This window comes from Metamycoplasma alkalescens, from assembly GCF_900476125.1.
GTDB lineage: Bacteria > Bacillota_I > Bacilli_A > Mycoplasmatales > Metamycoplasmataceae > Metamycoplasma > Metamycoplasma alkalescens.
Genome location: NZ_LS991949.1, coordinates 308,207 through 326,060, shown reverse-complemented (window position 1 = coordinate 326,060; position 17,854 = coordinate 308,207). Strand labels below are relative to the sequence as shown.

Annotated in this window: 19 protein-coding genes and 2 tRNA genes; 15 read left to right on the top strand and 6 right to left on the bottom strand. The window is 24.3% G+C overall.

The window, feature by feature from the left end:
• Positions 1–8: 8 nt before the first annotated feature.
• The 3 genes from secDF to ruvA all read right to left on the bottom strand — a co-directional run bounded on the left by secDF (position 9) and on the right by ruvA (position 4,040).
• Positions 9–2,411, bottom strand: coding sequence for a protein translocase subunit SecDF (secDF, locus tag D2845_RS06225; protein WP_110858245.1), 2,403 nt, complete (start codon positions 2,409–2,411; stop codon positions 9–11).
• Between the two features lie 86 nt (positions 2,412–2,497).
• Positions 2,498–3,445 carry a Holliday junction branch migration DNA helicase RuvB gene (gene ruvB / locus D2845_RS01400; RefSeq protein ID WP_002880867.1) on the bottom strand — a complete coding sequence of 316 codons (948 nt, stop codon included), beginning with the start codon at positions 3,443–3,445 and terminating at the stop codon, positions 2,498–2,500.
• Positions 3,423–4,040, bottom strand: a complete 618-nt coding sequence (gene ruvA / locus D2845_RS06220) for a Holliday junction branch migration protein RuvA (protein ID WP_002880869.1) — start codon at positions 4,038–4,040, stop codon at positions 3,423–3,425. The genes ruvB and ruvA overlap by 23 nt, the downstream gene beginning before the upstream one ends.
• 110 nt (positions 4,041–4,150) lie before the next feature.
• Here ruvA and D2845_RS01390 point away from each other — a divergent pair, with 110 nt between their 5' ends.
• From D2845_RS01390 to D2845_RS06215, 3 genes are all read left to right on the top strand, one after another.
• Positions 4,151–4,699, top strand: a complete 549-nt coding sequence (locus tag D2845_RS01390; RefSeq protein WP_110858244.1) for an inorganic diphosphatase — start codon at positions 4,151–4,153, stop codon at positions 4,697–4,699.
• A gap of 166 nt (positions 4,700–4,865) precedes the next feature.
• Positions 4,866–5,279 (top strand): hypothetical protein, encoded by a 414-nt coding sequence (locus tag D2845_RS01385; RefSeq protein ID WP_231992793.1) that lies wholly within the window; start codon positions 4,866–4,868, stop codon positions 5,277–5,279.
• A gap of 168 nt (positions 5,280–5,447) precedes the next feature.
• Positions 5,448–6,566, top strand: coding sequence for an MHO_1580 family protein (locus D2845_RS06215; RefSeq protein WP_002880872.1), 1,119 nt, complete (start codon positions 5,448–5,450; stop codon positions 6,564–6,566).
• A 19-nt stretch (positions 6,567–6,585) separates the two neighbouring features.
• Here D2845_RS06215 and nadE read toward each other — a convergent pair whose 3' ends face one another.
• Entirely contained in the window at positions 6,586–7,344 is a 759-nt protein-coding gene (gene nadE, locus D2845_RS01375) for an NAD(+) synthase (protein WP_002880873.1), read from the bottom strand.
• A 161-nt stretch (positions 7,345–7,505) separates the two neighbouring features.
• Here nadE and efp point away from each other — a divergent pair, with 161 nt between their 5' ends.
• From efp to D2845_RS01360, 3 genes are read left to right on the top strand one after another with little or no spacing between them, the layout of a single operon-like run.
• Complete coding sequence (gene efp, locus D2845_RS01370; protein ID WP_110858243.1) at positions 7,506–8,063, top strand: elongation factor P; 558 nt, start codon at positions 7,506–7,508, stop codon at positions 8,061–8,063.
• 1 nt (position 8,064) lies between these two features.
• Positions 8,065–8,370 (top strand): MMB_0454 family protein, encoded by a 306-nt coding sequence (locus D2845_RS01365; RefSeq protein WP_002880877.1) that lies wholly within the window; start codon positions 8,065–8,067, stop codon positions 8,368–8,370.
• Positions 8,363–10,198 carry a transketolase family protein gene (locus D2845_RS01360; protein ID WP_002880878.1) on the top strand — a complete coding sequence of 612 codons (1,836 nt, stop codon included), beginning with the start codon at positions 8,363–8,365 and terminating at the stop codon, positions 10,196–10,198. Before D2845_RS01365 ends, D2845_RS01360 begins: the two co-directional genes overlap by 8 nt.
• An 11-nt stretch (positions 10,199–10,209) precedes the next feature.
• Here the strand turns inward: D2845_RS01360 and D2845_RS06210 are convergent, their stop codons facing one another.
• Positions 10,210–10,929, bottom strand: coding sequence for a pseudouridine synthase (locus tag D2845_RS06210; RefSeq protein WP_110858242.1), 720 nt, complete (start codon positions 10,927–10,929; stop codon positions 10,210–10,212).
• A 132-nt stretch (positions 10,930–11,061) separates the two neighbouring features.
• Between D2845_RS06210 and D2845_RS01350 the strand changes: the two genes are divergently transcribed.
• The 6 genes from D2845_RS01350 (at position 11,062) to D2845_RS01325 (ending at position 14,614) form a co-directional block, all read left to right on the top strand.
• A complete protein-coding gene (locus D2845_RS01350) occupies positions 11,062–11,373 on the top strand; it encodes an MG284/MPN403 family protein (RefSeq protein WP_002880880.1) in 312 nt (103 codons plus the stop codon).
• Positions 11,357–12,484, top strand: a complete 1,128-nt coding sequence (locus D2845_RS06205) for an MHO_1580 family protein (protein WP_110858241.1) — start codon at positions 11,357–11,359, stop codon at positions 12,482–12,484. Before D2845_RS01350 ends, D2845_RS06205 begins: the two co-directional genes overlap by 17 nt.
• On the top strand, positions 12,484–13,038 hold the full coding sequence (locus D2845_RS06200; RefSeq protein ID WP_110858240.1) for an MHO_1590 family protein: 555 nt from the start codon (positions 12,484–12,486) through the stop codon (positions 13,036–13,038). Before D2845_RS06205 ends, D2845_RS06200 begins: the two co-directional genes overlap by 1 nt.
• Positions 13,039–13,052: 14 nt before the next feature.
• Positions 13,053–13,277, top strand: a complete 225-nt coding sequence (locus D2845_RS01335; protein ID WP_002880883.1) for a phosphopantetheine-binding protein — start codon at positions 13,053–13,055, stop codon at positions 13,275–13,277.
• A 54-nt stretch (positions 13,278–13,331) separates the two neighbouring features.
• Positions 13,332–13,406: transfer RNA gene (locus D2845_RS06195), tRNA-Trp, on the top strand.
• 230 nt (positions 13,407–13,636) lie between these two features.
• Positions 13,637–14,614, top strand: coding sequence for a BspA family leucine-rich repeat surface protein (locus D2845_RS01325; RefSeq protein WP_110858239.1), 978 nt, complete (start codon positions 13,637–13,639; stop codon positions 14,612–14,614).
• Positions 14,615–14,733: 119 nt separating this feature from the next.
• On the opposite strand, the gene D2845_RS01320 is transcribed toward D2845_RS01325, so the two are convergent.
• Positions 14,734–14,808, bottom strand: a tRNA-Thr gene (locus D2845_RS01320).
• A gap of 89 nt (positions 14,809–14,897) precedes the next feature.
• Between D2845_RS01320 and prfA the strand changes: the two genes are divergently transcribed.
• From prfA to dnaJ, 3 genes are read left to right on the top strand one after another with little or no spacing between them, the layout of a single operon-like run.
• The gene (gene prfA, locus D2845_RS01315; RefSeq protein WP_110858238.1) at positions 14,898–15,977 is read left to right on the top strand and encodes a peptide chain release factor 1; all 1,080 of its coding nucleotides are present in this window, start codon (positions 14,898–14,900) and stop codon (positions 15,975–15,977) included.
• Between the two features lies 1 nt (position 15,978).
• Positions 15,979–16,689: a peptide chain release factor N(5)-glutamine methyltransferase gene (locus D2845_RS01310; RefSeq protein WP_110858237.1), complete on the top strand. Its 711-nt coding sequence runs from the start codon at positions 15,979–15,981 to the stop codon at positions 16,687–16,689.
• A 36-nt stretch (positions 16,690–16,725) separates the two neighbouring features.
• Positions 16,726–17,832, top strand: a complete 1,107-nt coding sequence (dnaJ, locus tag D2845_RS01305; protein ID WP_110858236.1) for a molecular chaperone DnaJ — start codon at positions 16,726–16,728, stop codon at positions 17,830–17,832.
• Positions 17,833–17,854: the final 22 nt, after the last annotated feature.

Genomic DNA, 17,854 nt, shown 5'->3' with positions numbered 1-17,854 from the left:
CCTTATTTTTAGATTGAAAAATCATTGATTCCAATAAATGTTTGTTCTGCAATTTTTTCTGTTTTTCAATAATTATTTTCAATTCTTTTTTGTTTCTTTTGATATTTTTTAATTAGAAGTGATGATCATATTTTTGGGATTATGAATAAATCTAAATATCATATGATAATTATTCCACCACCAAGCGCTAAAATTGCATTAAAAGATATACTTACTAATAAAAATGGTGATGATATTAAGATTGTGATTCCAATTAATAAATTAATATTTTGAATTAGGAATGAATCAGTTATCATTGTTTGAAAGATATCTTTAATTTGTTCTTCTTTGTAAATAAAGTTTTTAGTATTAATATCTTTTTTAAATTCAGAATTTATTCTTGAAGAATCAATAGTTGTGCTAAGAATATTAATAAATGAAATTATTAATAAAGCATCAAAAATAAAATTGTCAATTTTAATTCTAAATATTAAGAAAAATGAAATTAGTAAACTAGTTGCTAATAGTTGTTTGACTAAATAAATGCAACTTACTTGAATTGAATATCTAAATGAAATATAAATTAAAATTGCTAAATTAATTAAGACAATTAGTAATACTGTTCAGCTTAATAAATAATTAACATTTGTATCTGCTAAATTAATTGTTTGGTTTATAAATTCAAAATTAAAATAATTTTTGATATTAAATCCAGCATATGCAGAATTTTCTTTGATTGCAAAAACACTATAAGTTATTAAAGCAGCAAATAAAATTAATATTAAAGGAATAATAAAGAATTTTGCTTTGAAGAAAATATTGATTTTATTTGTTCATTTCATCTCTTTCGAAGAAGTTTTTAATAATAAATATCTTTTTAATTCAAAAAATTCAGTTTGAATTGTTGATCTTAGAATCAGTGTATTGAAACCAATGATTATGATTGCTATTAATAAACAACTTATTCCAATAATTGCGCCGATTGTTGCTGAATGATTTATGTTTAAATAAAAGGATATTATTGCCCCAATTCCCAAAACAGCAAGTATGTCTAATCCTGTTAAAAGTGATTTTTTTGTTGCTTTATTAATTGCTTTATTTGTATTTGAACCTTCTTTAATTTCTTTGTTAAAAATTTGTAATTTTTTGGCAATCAAATTGAATAAAACAACTAAGATAAAAATTATTGTCAAGGCAATTAAAGAATTGATTATAACCCCGAATGCGGTGATGATTGTTAATAATACGAATAAAAGAAATGCCATTGCAACCACTGAAATTACACCTAATAAACGGTGCTTGATCACAAGAAAAGCAGACATTGCTATGAATATAATTGTGATTGCTAAAATATATGAATCAAATTGGATTGAATTTTTATTTCCAAATTCTGCTTTTTCTTTTTCCAAAATGAATGGAGTGTATGAAAAATTAATTAAGGATGTTAACTGCTTATTTGAGTATCCATTTGGACTATTATTAATTAAATAAAAGATTGAATCTCTTTTTTTGGATGAAATTAAAGAAATTGGAGAAGCTGATGAAATTAAATATTTTTGAGCGTTAATAGAATTTTTTAAAAAAGGTTTTAAACTCTTGATAACATTACCATCTTTGTCTTTTTCAATTTCTTCTTTAGGTTTATGACCAACATATGCATAGTTAACTGGATTTTTTTGTGCAGCATCCCAATTTTCTTTGTCATTTTGCATTGCATTTTGAACAAATTCATCAAGATTTAATCAAAAATAAACTTTGTTTTGAGGATCTTCAAAATCTTGGTTTTGATTTTGAAGTGAACGAATATAATAATGAAATGCTAAATGTGTAAATTGATCCCATGCATGATTATTTAATTTAATTTGAATGCGATCTGCATAACCTTCTGGAATTTTATCACTTGCTGGGTTAGCATCTAAGTCCATATTAAAGTTTTGTGAACCTTCTTTAATAAGTTCATCTAATCCATGGACTGTTTCAAGATTACCTTGAAATTTTCCTTTGTAAAAAAGTGGTGTTCCTGTATGATCTGTAATTGTTAGATATGGTTTTTTTACCAAAGTATTAATAAGCTGTTCTTGTTTCTTTTCATTTGTTGCTAATAAACTTTTAACTTCAATTTGATCGTTTGACACTAAATTAACATCAAAATTTGATGTTAATTTATCATCTTTTTCTTGCAAATAGTCTTTAACTATATCAGCAATTTTATTTGGAGCAAGCTCTCTTTTTGAACTAGTTTGGTAATTATCTTTTTGAATTTTTAGAAGAATTCTTGAATTTACATGACCATCATTCACTGGATTATTTTTCTTTAAGTTAGGACTTAAATAAAATAATGATCCAAAAATAATTGCTAAGATCATAAATAAAAGAATAAAAATACTAAATACTCATTTTATCGCAGGGGCTACTTTATTTTTTTTATTCATGGATACAATTATATAATAATTGTTATCTTTTTTATAAGATATTCACCTATTTCAACAATTTAATTTCAATTAAAATTTTTCTAGAATTATTTATTTATTTGAACTAAGTATTCAAGACCTTCTTTTGTTATTTTGCGTCCCCGGGAGGTTTTTTCAATAAATTTTTTTATTAATAATATTGGTTCTAAATCATTAATGATTGTAATTTTGTCATCTTTTAAAATTGAACTTATTGTGTCCAAAGAAGCACTCTTATTTTTAAAAATATTTTTAAGAATCTTAAGATATTCAATTTGAAAAAGATTTAGTCCACCAGGGTAAACATCTAAATAATTAAAAGCTTCTTTAACTAAATTTTCATCAATTATTTTATAGTTTTTAAATAAAGCAAAATCATAAACTCTTTTTAATAAATTATTTGCTATTCTTGGAGTTGCGCGGCAATTTAGAGATATTTCTTCAATTGCTTTATTTGTGATTTTGATGTTATTTCTTTTTGCTGAATTGATAATTATTGTTTGAATTTCTTCAATAGTATAAGGCAGTAATTTTCCAATATACCCAAATCGATCTTTTAAGGGATTTGAAACTAAATTAAATTTTGTTGTTGCACCAATTAAAGAAAATTTTTTTAGATTTAAACGCATTATTTTCATATCACCCTCAACCCCGACAGGTAAATCTATGACATAATCTTCAATTGCTGAATAAAGTAATTCTTCAACATTTTTATTAATTCCATGAATTTCATCAATAAAGATAATATCATTTTCATTTAGTGATGAAAACAAAGTTAAGATATCACTCTTTTTTTGAATTAATGGTCCTTGAACATAAATGATATTTGCCTTGATTTCATTTGCAACAATTTGGGCAAGTGTTGTTTTTCCTAATCCAGGAGGTCCATAAAATAAAAGATGATCAATCGGTTTGGTTTGTTTAATTGCGGAATTAATCATAACTTTTAGTGTCGAAGTAATTTTATTTTGTCCAACAAAATCATCAAAATTATTAACTCTGAATTCTTGTTTCATTTTGTTTTTGGCTAATTATTCGAATTGCATTTTCAACACATTCTTCAATATTATTTGTTAATTCAATATGATCAAGTGCTAATTTGATTTGACTTGTTTTAAAACCTAACATTTTCATTGTTTCTTCAAATTCTTTTAGATATGAATTTTCTTTAATTACTTTATTAAATTTTTCTAATTCTTCAGCATTAATTTTTGATAAAAATTTTGCATATTTATCTTTAAAAGATAATAAAATTGCATTGGCAATTTTTGAAGAAACATAAGGAATCTTTGTTAACTCTTCTTTTTTAGAATTAGCAATAAAATTAATAATATTTTCTCAACCAACATTTAAAATTGAAATTGCTGTTTTTGGTCCTAATCCTTGTAAGGTAATTAAATCTTCAAAAATAACCATTTCTTTAAAATTTTCAAATCCATACGTCACTTTATTATATTCATTAATAATTTGCGAAATGAAAATTTTTTTAATATCACCAACTTTAAATCGATCAATTTGTGGGACATAAATTAATTCACCCATTCCATTATGATCCAAAATTAGATAGTTTGTGCTTACATGGACAATTTTTCCATATAAATAAATTGTCATTTTTTACCTCCTTTTGTCTTAAATATAAGTTTTATTCTGTGGATTTTTTTTAAAATGTGAAAAATCTAGGAAAAAAATAAGAAAACTAAAAAATTGATAAAATTTTTATTATGAAAAATATATTGGTTAATGTCGAAATTCCTAAAGATTCAAATATTAAATATGAATATGATCGTAAAACAGGAAAAATTAAGATTGATCGAATTCTTCGTGAAGGATTTAAATATCCAGCAAATTATGGTTATATTTCAGAAGCACTTGATTGAGATGGCGATGAATTGGATGTTTTAATTTATTCACCTGAAAAATTTATGCCAGGAAGTGTTGTTGAAGTAAGAATAGTTGGGGCAATGAAAATGATTGATTCAGGTGAAACTGATACAAAATTAATTGGAGTTCATGCAGATGATTATCGTTTAGATCATATTAAATCATTAAATGATTTGGATAAGATGTGACTTCATTCAGTTGAATTATTTTTTAAAAATTACAAATTCTTCAAAGGTCCAAATGTGACAAACGTAACTGGATTTGAAGATATTGCCTGAGCACAAAAAGAATATGAAGAATGTGTTGAATTAATGCAAAAATATGGATCTTTAGACAAAGAAGAATTTATTAAAGAAATGAAAAAAATTCATCCCGAAAAATATCTTTAGAAATTAAAAATATTTGAAATTAAATGTAACTTTGAAAAAAGTTGCATTTTTTAATACTGATATTTATTTTTTATATATATTTTATATATATAAAAATTTTTTGGAATTCCCACTTATATTGAAAATTTTTCAAAGCGATTTAAAATGAAGATGAAGGGAGAAAATTTTGGCTGATAAAGAAAAATTCAAGAACTTAATTATTATGAAACCAATGATTAAAAGATTCATCAAAGATGAAATTAAGTCACTAAAAAATAAAGATAACAATAATAATGAAAATATAACTAATAAAAAAATAAATGCTAAAGAGGATGATGAATTGGAAAAAGAATTTAAAAAGAAAATAAGCAATTTTTCAAAAATAAAAAATGAAAAGTTATCTTCAGCTAAGAATTTCAAAAAATTCATTGTACTTACAATCAATAATTTTTCTGATTTGGATCGTTCAATTTTTCTAACAATATTATTTAGAAAAGATTTAAAAAATGTTTCTTGAAAAACATTTAATATTTCTAAATCAACATTTTATAGAAGATTGAAATTTATTGAAAAATTTATTAAGTGATGTCTTTTTGATTAATAATTTAAAAACATTTAAGTATCAAAAAAAATATACTTGAGAATTTCAAATTCAATATTTATATGAAATATAAATAGAACAATAATTTTCCCAAAAATAAATATTTTCCTTTTTAGTATGATGTAGTTTTTATATACCAAATATGGTAAAAGAAAAGGAAGATCTAATATGCTATTAAATAATAGTTATCAAATTATTCAAAAACAAAAAAAATTAGAGGAATATCAAGAACAAGTTAGTGTTAAAGCTCGTTTGGTTGAAAACAAAACGTTTCGTAGTCCCGAAAAATTTTATCCACTTGGATTAAGAAACAAAGGTGATGTTGTTGAATTGAGTTTTGTTCGAAATTTAGAAAATAACACATGAATTATTGAGTTTATAACCCCAAGACACACCTATGATACACCAACACAAAGAATTCTTCAATTAAATGGTAAAGATTTATTGATTGAAGATGTTGAGAATTTAAATAATCAAAAAAAGCGTTTTAGAATCAAAAAATTTAAGGACAACAGTCCAATTAAATTTGAAGATTTAAAAACATTTAAAATTCTTTTTGGTTTTCGTTCATTGCGAGATTTATTAAGTAAATTAAGTTTTATTCTTGATTTTGATTTAACTAAGTCTAATTTTGATTTTAAAAAAATTAATACCAAGGAAAATAAATTGAAATTGAAGTTTATTGAATCAATTAATTTCATTTTTCAATGGGATAAAAAACTTCAAAGTGATCCATTTGGAAGTAATACAGCTTATTATAATCATTTGGTTTATGATATTGATTTTTTGGATATGAAACAAAATGATTTCTTTTATAAAGCAATTGAGCAAAATATTGAGTTAAAAACACCGAATCAACATTTTATTCCAAAAAGAAATTATGTCTATGACTTTTTTAATAAAGTTTATATTAAGGAAAATGATTTGGAAAAAACTTTCAATCTGAAATCAAAAATCACAAATTACACAAAATTTAAACACAAAATTGAATATTTTATTGATAAAAAAAATCAATGAGATGATTCAAAAAAAGAATTTATAGATTCAACTAAAAATGATGCATTAGGATATCATTTACCAATTCGATACAATGGTGATCTTAATTTAAAATATCAAATCAATCAAAAAATAATCAATGATTTTTTAACAATAAATTATTGAAATAATTTTCCAAAAAAATTATTTGATTTTGAAAATGGACTTATTAAATTATATTGTCAAGTAATTAATATTAAAGAAGAAGATTATGATACGCAATATGAACATTGAACTAAAAAAATATTATAAAAAGCACGATTTGTGCTTTTTATAATTTTGGTCCTTTTGGAATTGGATTTCTTTTATGCGCAGTTTTTTTGTGCAATGCTTTGATTTTTTTAGCAGTGAATGGATTGGAATCTAAAGGATTTTTGATATATTTTTCAAATTCTTCATAACTAAATCCTAATTCTTCTTCATCATATTGATTATTTAACAAATTAGCACTTGGTCGTTTTTTAATTATTGAATTTGGAACTTTTAAAATTGCTGCAATTTTATAAATATCACTTTTTAATAAATTAGCAAATGGTAATAAATCACAACCACCATCACCTCACTTAGTAAAATAACCTAAAAAATATTCATTATAGTTATCAGTTCCTAATACTAAACAATCATTTTGTTGAGCTTTTGTGTACAAGACATTCATAAAAAACCTTGATTTTGTATTAGCCTTGATTCAATTATTTTTCAAAGAAAATTTTTTTGATAATGAATTGAATTGTTTTTTTAGATTGATTGTTTTGATTGAATTATCTAAAACTGCGTTCAATTTTTTTATATCTTTTTCATTTTCAAGATCTTTTTTTGTTTTTAAATAATAAAAATGTGCATTTTTTTGAAAAATATCTTTACATATCATTGCTAAAGTAGCACTATCAATACCACCAGATATACCTAAAACAATTCCTTTTGCATTTGCATCAAGAACTTTTTTTTCAATTCATTTTTTTAATTTATCAATAAGTTTTTGATATTTTTTTATCTCAAGTTCACTTAAATTAATATAAGGTCATTTTTCCATAATAATAATTTTATTCTATTAAGAACAATAAAAACCCAATTTTATTTTGTTTTTTTAAATATCTAATACTTTATAATTTCTTAAGTAATACAAATATCAATGTTTGAATTTATTTAAAAATTTGGATTAAATTATAAAAAATTATCAAAGGAGCAAATTAAATGATTAATGTTAATGATTTAAAACCAGGAGTAACTTTTAAATTAGATGGAAATATTTATGTTGTCTTGGAATTTCAACATTCAAAACAAGGTCGAGGTCAAGCAAATGTTAAAGTTAAAGCAAAAGATTTAAGATCTGGTTCAACAACAATTAAGTCTTTTACTGGTGGTGAAAAAGTTGAAAAAGCAATGATTGATAAAGTCTCAATGGATTATTTATATAATTCAGGAGATAGCATTGTTTTAATGGATCAAGATACATTTGAACAAATTGAAATTCCAGTTGCAGATGTTGAGTGAGAATTAAACTTTTTAAGAGAAGGAATGCGTGTAATTATTCGCAAATTTGAAGAAGAAGTTTTAGATATTGAATTACCAGCTAATGTTGCTTTAAAAGTTACTGAAGCACCTGATGCAGTAAAAGGCAATACAGCCACAGCAGCACAAAAAAAAGTTACATTGGAAACTAATTTTGTGATTGAAACACCGCTATTCATTAAAGAAGGCGAAGTTATTTTGGTTTCAACAGAAACTGGGAAATATGTAGGAAGAGCATAGTATGAATGATTTTATATCAGTAGATACAAAAATGAATTTTGATTTCAAGGTTGAAATTGAAACGATACATCAAGCAATTGATGATTTTTTTGCAACCCAAGATGCAATTATTTTAACAATCAAACCAAAAATAATCATTAACAAAAATAATCTTGAAATTTCTATTTCATATAAATTGAAAAAAGATGCAATTTTGTCTTTTGAAACAAAAAAAATGATCTTTATGTTAGAACAAAGAATATATTCATTAATTAATACAAAACCAAGCAATATAAAACTAATTTTTGAAGGTATTGAAAATGTTTAAAAAAAAACAGATAAATAACATTGCAATTGATAACATTAAAATTAATTCTTTAGCGCAAATTGCAAATATGAAAACAACAAATATTCCAATTAATATTAGTGCAGCAAAAATTTTTCATACCCTTTTTGCTTTCCATTATAAATTTGATTTAAAAAACCCCGATTGAATTGCAAGAGATCGGTTCATTCTTAGTGATGCCAATGCTAATCCAACATATTATTCAACATTATATTTGTTAGGATTAATTTCCAAAAATGATTTGGAAAATATCAATAAACCAACTTCGAATTATCAAAATTTTCTTGCAAAAAATAACAAATTCGGGATTGAAATATCTTCAACCAAACCAGGTTATGGTGTTGCTCAAGCAGTTGGAATTGCTGTTGCTGAGGCTAATTTATCAAATAAATTTAAAGAAGTAAGTCATTTTACTTATGCTTTTGTTTCAAGAAAAGATTTGGAAACTGGCATTGCCCAAGAGGCGCTAAAATATGCTGGATTAATTAGTTTAAATAAGTTGATTGTCTTGTATGATTCGAATTCTTTTTTAAGCAATTTTAATGTTAAAAAGACAATGATAAACAATAAAAAAACATATGAATCATATGGGTTTAAATATTTAAAAATCAATGATGCAAATTATAAATCAATCTCAAAAGCAATCACAAAAGCTAAAAAAAGCAATAAACCAACAATCATTGAAATTAAAACTTCATTACAAGAAATGAAAATCATTAATTTTGAAGGATATTATTCAAGATCTTCAAGTTTAAGTTTTGAACAAATTGATGAATTTAAAGATTTAACAAATTTCAAAAAAAGTGATTTGTTTGATTGCTATATTGATGTTGTCAATGAATATAAAAAAGTTTTTGCAAAAAATAATGAATTATTTATAAAATGAACGCCTTCAGATAAGCTAATGCATTTTTTAAATGAAAATATTAAAGAAAATGTTAATGATAATTATTTGATGAATAAAAATGATTTAGCTGCAAAATTAATCACAATCATGAACAATGTTTTTGATAAATATAAAAACACGATTGCAATTTCTTCTTTATTTGATTTATTAACAAAAATAAAAAATGCAGGTGGTGTGCATGATTTCAATAATCCTGAAGGAAGAAAATTATTTTTAGAAATGAAAAAATCAGCAATGGGGTTAATTGCTTGTGGGATTTTTTATCATTCGAATTTTAAACCAATTATTTTTGATTCATTATCGGATGCAAGTTTATTTATTCCTGGGCTAAAACAAGCAGCAGCAAATAATTTAAAAATGCTTTTTATTTTTAATAATGATTTAAATTCACTTAAAAATTCAAATATTTCATATCAAGAAGAAGAACAAGTTGCAATTTTAAACCAAATTGAAGGACTAAAAATTCTTTATCCAGCTGATGCAAATGAATTAGCTGGCGCAATCGAATATTATTTTAATAAAGCTACTTCCCCAGTTGTAATCATTGCGAAATTTAATAGTAGTTGAAACTCTGAAAATACATCGAAAGCAAATTTTATTTTGGGTGCATATTATGTTTTAAAAAATCCTTCGCAATATACATTACTAGCAAAAGGAAATGATTTACAATTAGCTTATAAAATTGCAGTTAAAGATCAATTAAATTTAATTTCAATTTCCAATGAAGATAATTTGGATAAACTAAATTACAATAAAAATTGCGCAATTACTTTTACAAAAGATATCAAAAATGGCTGATTAAAATATGCGAAGATGAATTTAAATCTTAACAATACAAATAATAAAGTTAAATCTGATTTTAATTTGATTGAAAAAGCAATCAAAAAAATCATTGATAAATAAAAAATCAAACCCTAGTTTAAGTGGTTTGATTTTATTTTTTTTAAATAAGAATGAATTTCATTTTCATCTAAATAGCGAAATTGACCAATTTTTAAATTTTTATCATCCCAAATACCATATCTTTTTCGATGCAGTTTTAAAACAAGATTATCAACTAATAAAAAAAGATTTTTGACATGGTGATTTCTTCCTTCATTTAATTTAACAAGATAATTAAAATCATCAATTTTTTTCACAGTTTGTTTTGAAAATTTATTATTTAGCATCACAAAATTGGAGTTAAGAAATTTTAATTCTTTTTCACTTAAAGGTTTTTTTAGTGTCGCAATGTATTCGCGTTCAATATTGCTTGAAGGATGTGCTAATAAATTAGCAAAATCACCATCATTTGTAACAATAATTACCCCCGTTGTATTAAAATCAAGTCGACCAATGGAAAAACAAAATTTTTCAAGTTTCATTCATTGATAAATTGTTTGGCGATTTTGGGGATCCTTTAGTGTGCAAATTGTGTTTCTTGGTTTATTTAAAAGGATATAAAATTTTTGATTTTGATTTTTTAAAATCTGGTTATTAATTTTAATTTCATCATCAAAAAAGACTCTTTGACCAATAACTGCAATTTGATTATTGACATAAACTTTTTTTTCTTTAATGAGATTTTCAGCTTCTCTACGGGAGCAAAAACCCATTTCAGAAATCCTTTTTTGAATTTTAATTTTTTTATCCATAATTTAGATCCTAATTTAATTTAATGAGACTTTTAAAAATGCTATTTATTATTATAAATACTTTTATTTTAAGTTTCATTTTATTTTTTTTCTTTAGTTTTTTAATTAAAGTTTTTGGTAGGAGATAACAAGATGCTAGAAAATAAAATTAATGATTTAAAAAATATGAGCTTGCAAAAGAAAAGGGCTTTTATTGTTGATTTTTGTTTAAATCAGAAACTTAAAAAAAATAAAAATCAAATCAATTCACAATTTAAAAATGTTTCAATTCTTGATTTTTTTATTAATTCATTAAGTGAAGATTATAAAAAAATTTTCATTGTTGATTTTATTAAAAATGAAAATAATCCATATTGATACTTAGATAATTGATCAAAAAATGCTTATTATAAAAAATTAAATTATTTGGTTGATTTATTTATTGATTATGTATATTGTTCATAAGCAAAATCAAAATAATTTCGAAAATAAGCAAAGCACTTGAACAGAAGAATTCATTTTTAATGCTAAAAAAGTTGATTATACAGATCAATGGTCAAGCACAAATGAAATTACAAAATTAAAAATTCGAAGAATTATTAAAAATGATAAATTTATTGTCTTTTTTGAGCATATAAATAATTTAGCTGATATTAAAGAAATAAGAGTGACTGGATTAATCAATAATAATAAAGTTGACTTTTTGCCGGCTTTTGATCAAGAGAAAAACAAATTTGTTTTTAGTTACAACAGTGATTTGGATAGTAAAAATAAGCTTGAATTTAAAGATATTTTAAATTTAAATTTTGAAATTGAATATAAAATTGGGCGTTATTGAAATCAAACAAAGCATTTCACATATTGATTAAAAAATAATAGTAAATCAAAAAATATCTTGGTTAGCAAAGAAACAAATATTCAAGTTTTATCTGAAATTTCAATTAATTCTTATTCAGATTGAGTTGACAAAAACAAAGTTAATCATCAGTTCAAAACAAAATATATCAACTTATTTTTCAAACCCAATTTATTAAAACAAGGTTTGCTTAATCAAAAATTATATGACTTAGAAATAACAAAAATAAATAAAAATGACCAAGAAGAATATCCATTAGATAATTCTGATACTTATGATTTAAGTTTGGGTCAAGCTAGTATTTTTAGTCCTTTTAAAGAAAAATATGAAACTAAACTAAAATATAAATCTTTTAATCGAAGTGAGATTTTAGTTGATTCATATAGTTATTATGATAGGGAATTGGATAATGTTGTTGTCGGACAACAAAATCCTTATGCAAAATTAGGGATGCTTATTCCTTTAAAACATAGTGGAATTTTTGGTTATCAAATTAATTTAAATATTGGTAAAAATCTAAAAGATTTCAAACTTTCTTATGCTCAAGATTTTCCCAAAGCTTTTTTTCATTTACAAAATGGGTTAATAAAAATGAAAACAAAAGCAATTAAAGGATGATTGACGAACGAAAAATGACACAAAATTAAGTATAAAAATTTTGCTGAAATCATAAAAAACGCTGATTCTTTGAATTTTATTGAAGAAATGGGGAATAAATAATGAAAGAAAAAAAGAAAAAAATTTGGTTGTGGTTGGGAATTAGTTCAATTGTTGCAATTGCCTGTGGATTAGCAGCAACATTTGTGATTTTGCAACAAAAATCAAATAAAAAAGATGCAAATAAAATTAATCAAGATAATAAAAAACCGAACAATCCAAATGAGAATAAAAATAATGAAGACTCAAAAATAAGTGATGATTCAAAATCTGAGGATCAAAATAATTCAGTAATTGATGATAAAAATCAAGATGAAGATCAAAACATTATTGAAACAAAAAACAAAAAGGATGTTCCATGAAAAGAAATTTTTCCAGAAATTAAAAGTTCTGATTATTATGAAAAATTAAATTATCGTAATGGACAAGCATGGATTGATGAAGAAATGATCGTTTATATTATTAAAGACGTTTTAAACCGGATGCTTGTAATAGATGGTGAAGTTGATTATGCCTACAAACAAATTGATGATCAAAATTTATTAATTACTTTTAAATGAAATAATGACAAACAAAAAAGTGTTGTGAGTTATAAAATAAGTACAAATAAGTTATAATTTCTCTTATGAATTTGGATTTTAAAGAATTAGTATTTAAAAAAATAAGTAAACTTACAAAAAAGAAATTTGATTTAGATACTTTAATTAAAGATTTAAATGTTGATAGTTTAGATTTAGTAATTTTGATATCAGAGTTGGAATCGAATTTTAATATTGAAATAACTGATGATGAATTAATGCAAATAAAAACTATTGGCGATGTCATAAACTTAATCGAACAAAAAAATCGAAAATAAAAAAAATAATGTAAAATGTTTATGTTTTATTAAAAAAACATTTTACATTATTTTACGGGTATAGTTCAATGGTAGAACAACGGGCTTCAACCCCGTGTGTTGTGAGTTCGAGTCTTGCTACCCGTGCCATATCTTTATAAAAGAAAATGAATTCTAAAGGCAGTTATATCTGCTTTTTTATTTAATTTTTTTTTAAAAAAATGATTACTCAAATTTAATTAAAAAAATTTAATTTGTTTAAATTCATAATTTTTTTGTTTTTAATTAGATAATTCTTTAATTAAAATCTCCCTTAATTTTAGAAAAAAAAAAAAAAAAATATTAAAATTAAGTTTTTAAAAATTGAAGGAGTAAATTAAATGAATAAAAAAGTTTTATTATTGAGTGTGAATGCAATTATTTTAGGAAGTCCTTTAATATCTGCATCATGTAATATTACAAAAACTGAACAAAAACAAGTTCTAAGTAAGGATGGAACCGAACTGATTCAAATTGGTTTTAAAAATGGACAAATTGAAGCTGTTCCCAAAACAGTTAAAAAAGTTCCAACAACCCTTCCAAAGCAAATAACAAGCTTAAAAGATGCTTTTAAAGAAAATGTTAATGATAAAATTGAGGGCATTGAAAAATGAGACACAAGCAATATAACAAACATGGATGGCGTTTTCTTTGGAGCAACAAAATTCAATGGTGATATTTCTAAATGAAATACTTCTAAAGTTAAAACCATGAAAAATATGTTTGATACTGCAAATAACTTTAATGCAGATATTTCTAAATGAAATGTTTCAAATGTAACTAATATGGATTTCTTGTTTATTCGTGCAAGCAAATTCAATCAAAATATATCAAATTGAAAAACTGAGAATTTAACGACAATGCGTGGTATTTTTAAAGATGCAGCAAGTTTCAATCAAAATATTTCAGGATGAAAAACGTCAAAAATAACTGATATGGCTTCAGTTTTTAATGGCGCTAAAAAATTCAACCAAGAAATTGGAAATTGAGATGTTTCAAATGTTACTGATATGAGTAACATGTTTCAAAATACAAATGAGTTTAATGGAAATATTAAAAACTGAAAAGTAACAAAAGTCACCAAAATGAATAACATGTTTGAAAATGCATTGAAATTCAATCAAGATATTTCAATTTGGGACACAAGCAATGTAACAACAATGAAATCAATGTTTACTGATGCAAAAGCATTTAATCAGGATCTAAAAAATTGGAAAGTTGATAAAGTTACAAATCATCAATATTTTAATAATATTAATAGAAAAGAAAATGAAACTTGAACAAATATCCCAATCAAATTCAAAGCTAAAAAGAAATAAAAAATAATCTTTGTTTCAAATTAAACAGCTTAGATTATAAGAAAAATATATTAAAAAGCAGACTTCATATTTTTTTAGAAGACTGCTTTTTTCATTGGAATTTGATATTTTTGAATATATGGTGCCGTCAACTGGAATTGAACCAGCGACCCCTTCCTTACCATGGAAGTGCTCTGCCCCTGAGCTATGACGGCTTGATGGAAAATTCAATGATTATTATATAAGAAAATGCCTTATTATTTTTAATAAAATTTGGATTATTTAAAATATACTTATATATATTATGGAAAAAACAATGTATGACTCCTTGATTGCTATCAAGAAACAATATTTAGAACTTGAACAAAAATTAAACTCTCCCGATGTTTATAATGACATTAAAAAATATGCCAAAATCTCCAAAGAAAAAGCAGATCTTGAGGATATTTATGTTTATTTTAAAAAATACCAAGATTTTGAAGAACTTTATTTATTATCTAAAGATATTTTAGAAAATGAAAAAGATAGTGAATTAATTGAACTTGCAAGAAATGATATTGATAATCAATTAAAGAAAATGAATGAATTAGAAGAAAAATTAAAAGAATTGCTATTACCTGTTGATGAAAATGATAAACGCAATGTTATTGTTGAAATTCGTGGTGCAGCAGGGGGTGATGAAGCAAATATTTTTTCGGGTGATTTGTTTAAAATGTACCAAAAATATTCCGAAGAAATGGATTTTAAAATAAAAATTATTGATTATACATATGGTTCAGCAGGTGGATATAGTCAAATCGTTTTTAGCATTAAAGGTGAAAAAGTTTTTTCAAAAATGAAATTTGAACGTGGTGTGCATCGTGTACAAAGAGTACCAGCAACAGAAACGCAAGGAAGAGTACATACTTCAACAGCAACAGTAACAGTTTTACCAGAAATTGATGATGATGTCAACATTGTAATTAAACCTGAAGATCTTGAAATTGATGTTTTTCGATCATCTGGGGCTGGGGGACAATCGGTTAATACAACAGATTCAGCTGTGCGAATCACACATAAACCATCTGGAATTGTTGTTACTTCACAAGATGAAAGAAGTCAAATTCAAAACAAAGAAACGGCATTAAAAGTTTTAAAAAGTCGCTTGTATGAAATTGAAATTCAAAAACGCGAAGAAGAAGAAAGTGGATTAAGAAAATTAGCTGGAACTGGAGATCGAAGTGAAAAAATTCGGACATATAATTATCCTCAAGACCGTGTTACAGATCATCGAATTGGATTTTCAACTTCACTAAAAACAGTTATGGAAGGTAGTTTGGATAAAATTATTGATGCATTAATTGCTGATGAAAAAGCTAAAAAAATTCAAGAAGTAGGATTATAAAATGATTGATAAAGAGGTTTTGCTACAAGAAAAAAGAAGATATGAGCAGCCTCTTTTTGTTTCAAAAAAGGAAGAAAAATTATTAAAAAAAGATTATCCAGTGCAAAAAATTATTGGTTATCAAACAATGCAAAATGTGCATATTGATCTAAGATATAATGTTTTGATTCCAAGATATGAAACAGAAGAGGTTATTCTTGAAAGTTATAATTATATTAATCAAGATTCAAAAGTACTAGACTTATGTTGTGGTTCAGGATTTATTGGACTTGCAATCAATAAAAATATCAATGCTTTTGTTACTTTTAGTGATATTTCAAATCAAGCAATTAAACAAACAAAATTAAATATTAAACTAAACAATTTAAAAAATTGTTTAGTAATTAAATCAAATTTATTTAAGAAAATTAACCAAAAATTTGATTTAATCGTTTCCAATCCGCCTTATTTAAACAAAAATCATCAATTTCCTAAATCATTAAAATGAGAACCCAAAAAAGCTTTATTTGCAAAAGAGGAAGGCTTATTTTTTTATAAAAAAATTTTGAATGAGGCAAGGAATTATTTAAATTTACAAGGTTATTTAATTTTAGAAATTGATGCATATGCTAAAAACTGAATTGCAAAAAATTATCCAAAAGCAATTTTTAAAAAGGATATTAATAAAAACTATCGAATTGCAATTTTAAGTTATGAAGATCTAAAAAAATAGCACTCTTAATAAAAATGTGCTAAAATACTATCTATTATGGCAAATAAAAGAGATTATTATGAAATACTTGGCATAAATAAAAATGCAACAGAAAAAGAAATCAAATCAGCTTATCGTAAATTAGCGATGCAATACCATCCTGATCGCAATAGTGCTCCAGATGCTGAAGAAAAATTTAAAGAAGTTTCAGAGGCATATGAGATTTTATCAGATGCAAATAAAAGAGCTAAATATGATAAATTTGGACATAGTGCTTTTGATCCAAATTCATATTCATTTGGAAATTCAGAAGATATATTTAGTAGCTTTTTTGAAAGTTTTGGTTCAGGTTTTTCAGGTGGAAGTTTTTTTGATGACATTTTTGGCTCATTTGGAGGTTTTGGTAATGAAGCAAATGCACGTGGTCAAGATTTACAATTAGTTTTAAATGTTAATTTTGAAGATGCAATTTTTGGTAAAGAAGTCGAGATTAATTTGGACCAATATGACATGTGTGATGGATGTGGCGGTAGTGGTGCTGATAGTCCACAAGATATTATTACATGTTCAGAATGTCATGGAAATGGTCAAATTAGCAAACGAATTGCAATTTTTTCAACGATCAAAACATGTCCAAAATGTAATGGATCAGGAAAAATAATTAATAAGACTTGCTCTAAATGTAAGGGCAAAAAAACAACAAAAAATCAAATCCGCAAGAAAATTTCGATTATTCCTGGAATTGAAAGCGGGGATTCAATTAAAATAAGTGGTTTTGGTAAACCATCAGTAAATGGTTCCCATGTTGGTGATTTATATCTTGTTTTCTCTGTTGCTCAAAGTAAATTGTATAAAAAACAAAATAATGATTTATTTTTATCAATGCCGCTTTCAATCAAAAGTGTTTTATTAGAAGAAACAATTTCAGTGCCAACACCATATGGTAAAAAGGAAGTTAAATTAAGTCATAATTTAGATTTAAATGAACCAATTCGGATTAAAAACTGCGGATACCCATATAAAAATTCAAATTCAAAAGGTGATTTATTTATTCATTTAGATTTATATATTCCGAAATTAAATCACCATGAAAATAGTCAAATTAAAGAATTATTCAAAGATAAGACTGATACAAAACGAGAAGAATGATTAAAAAAATTCTAATCGTTTTTTTATTTTAAAGTTT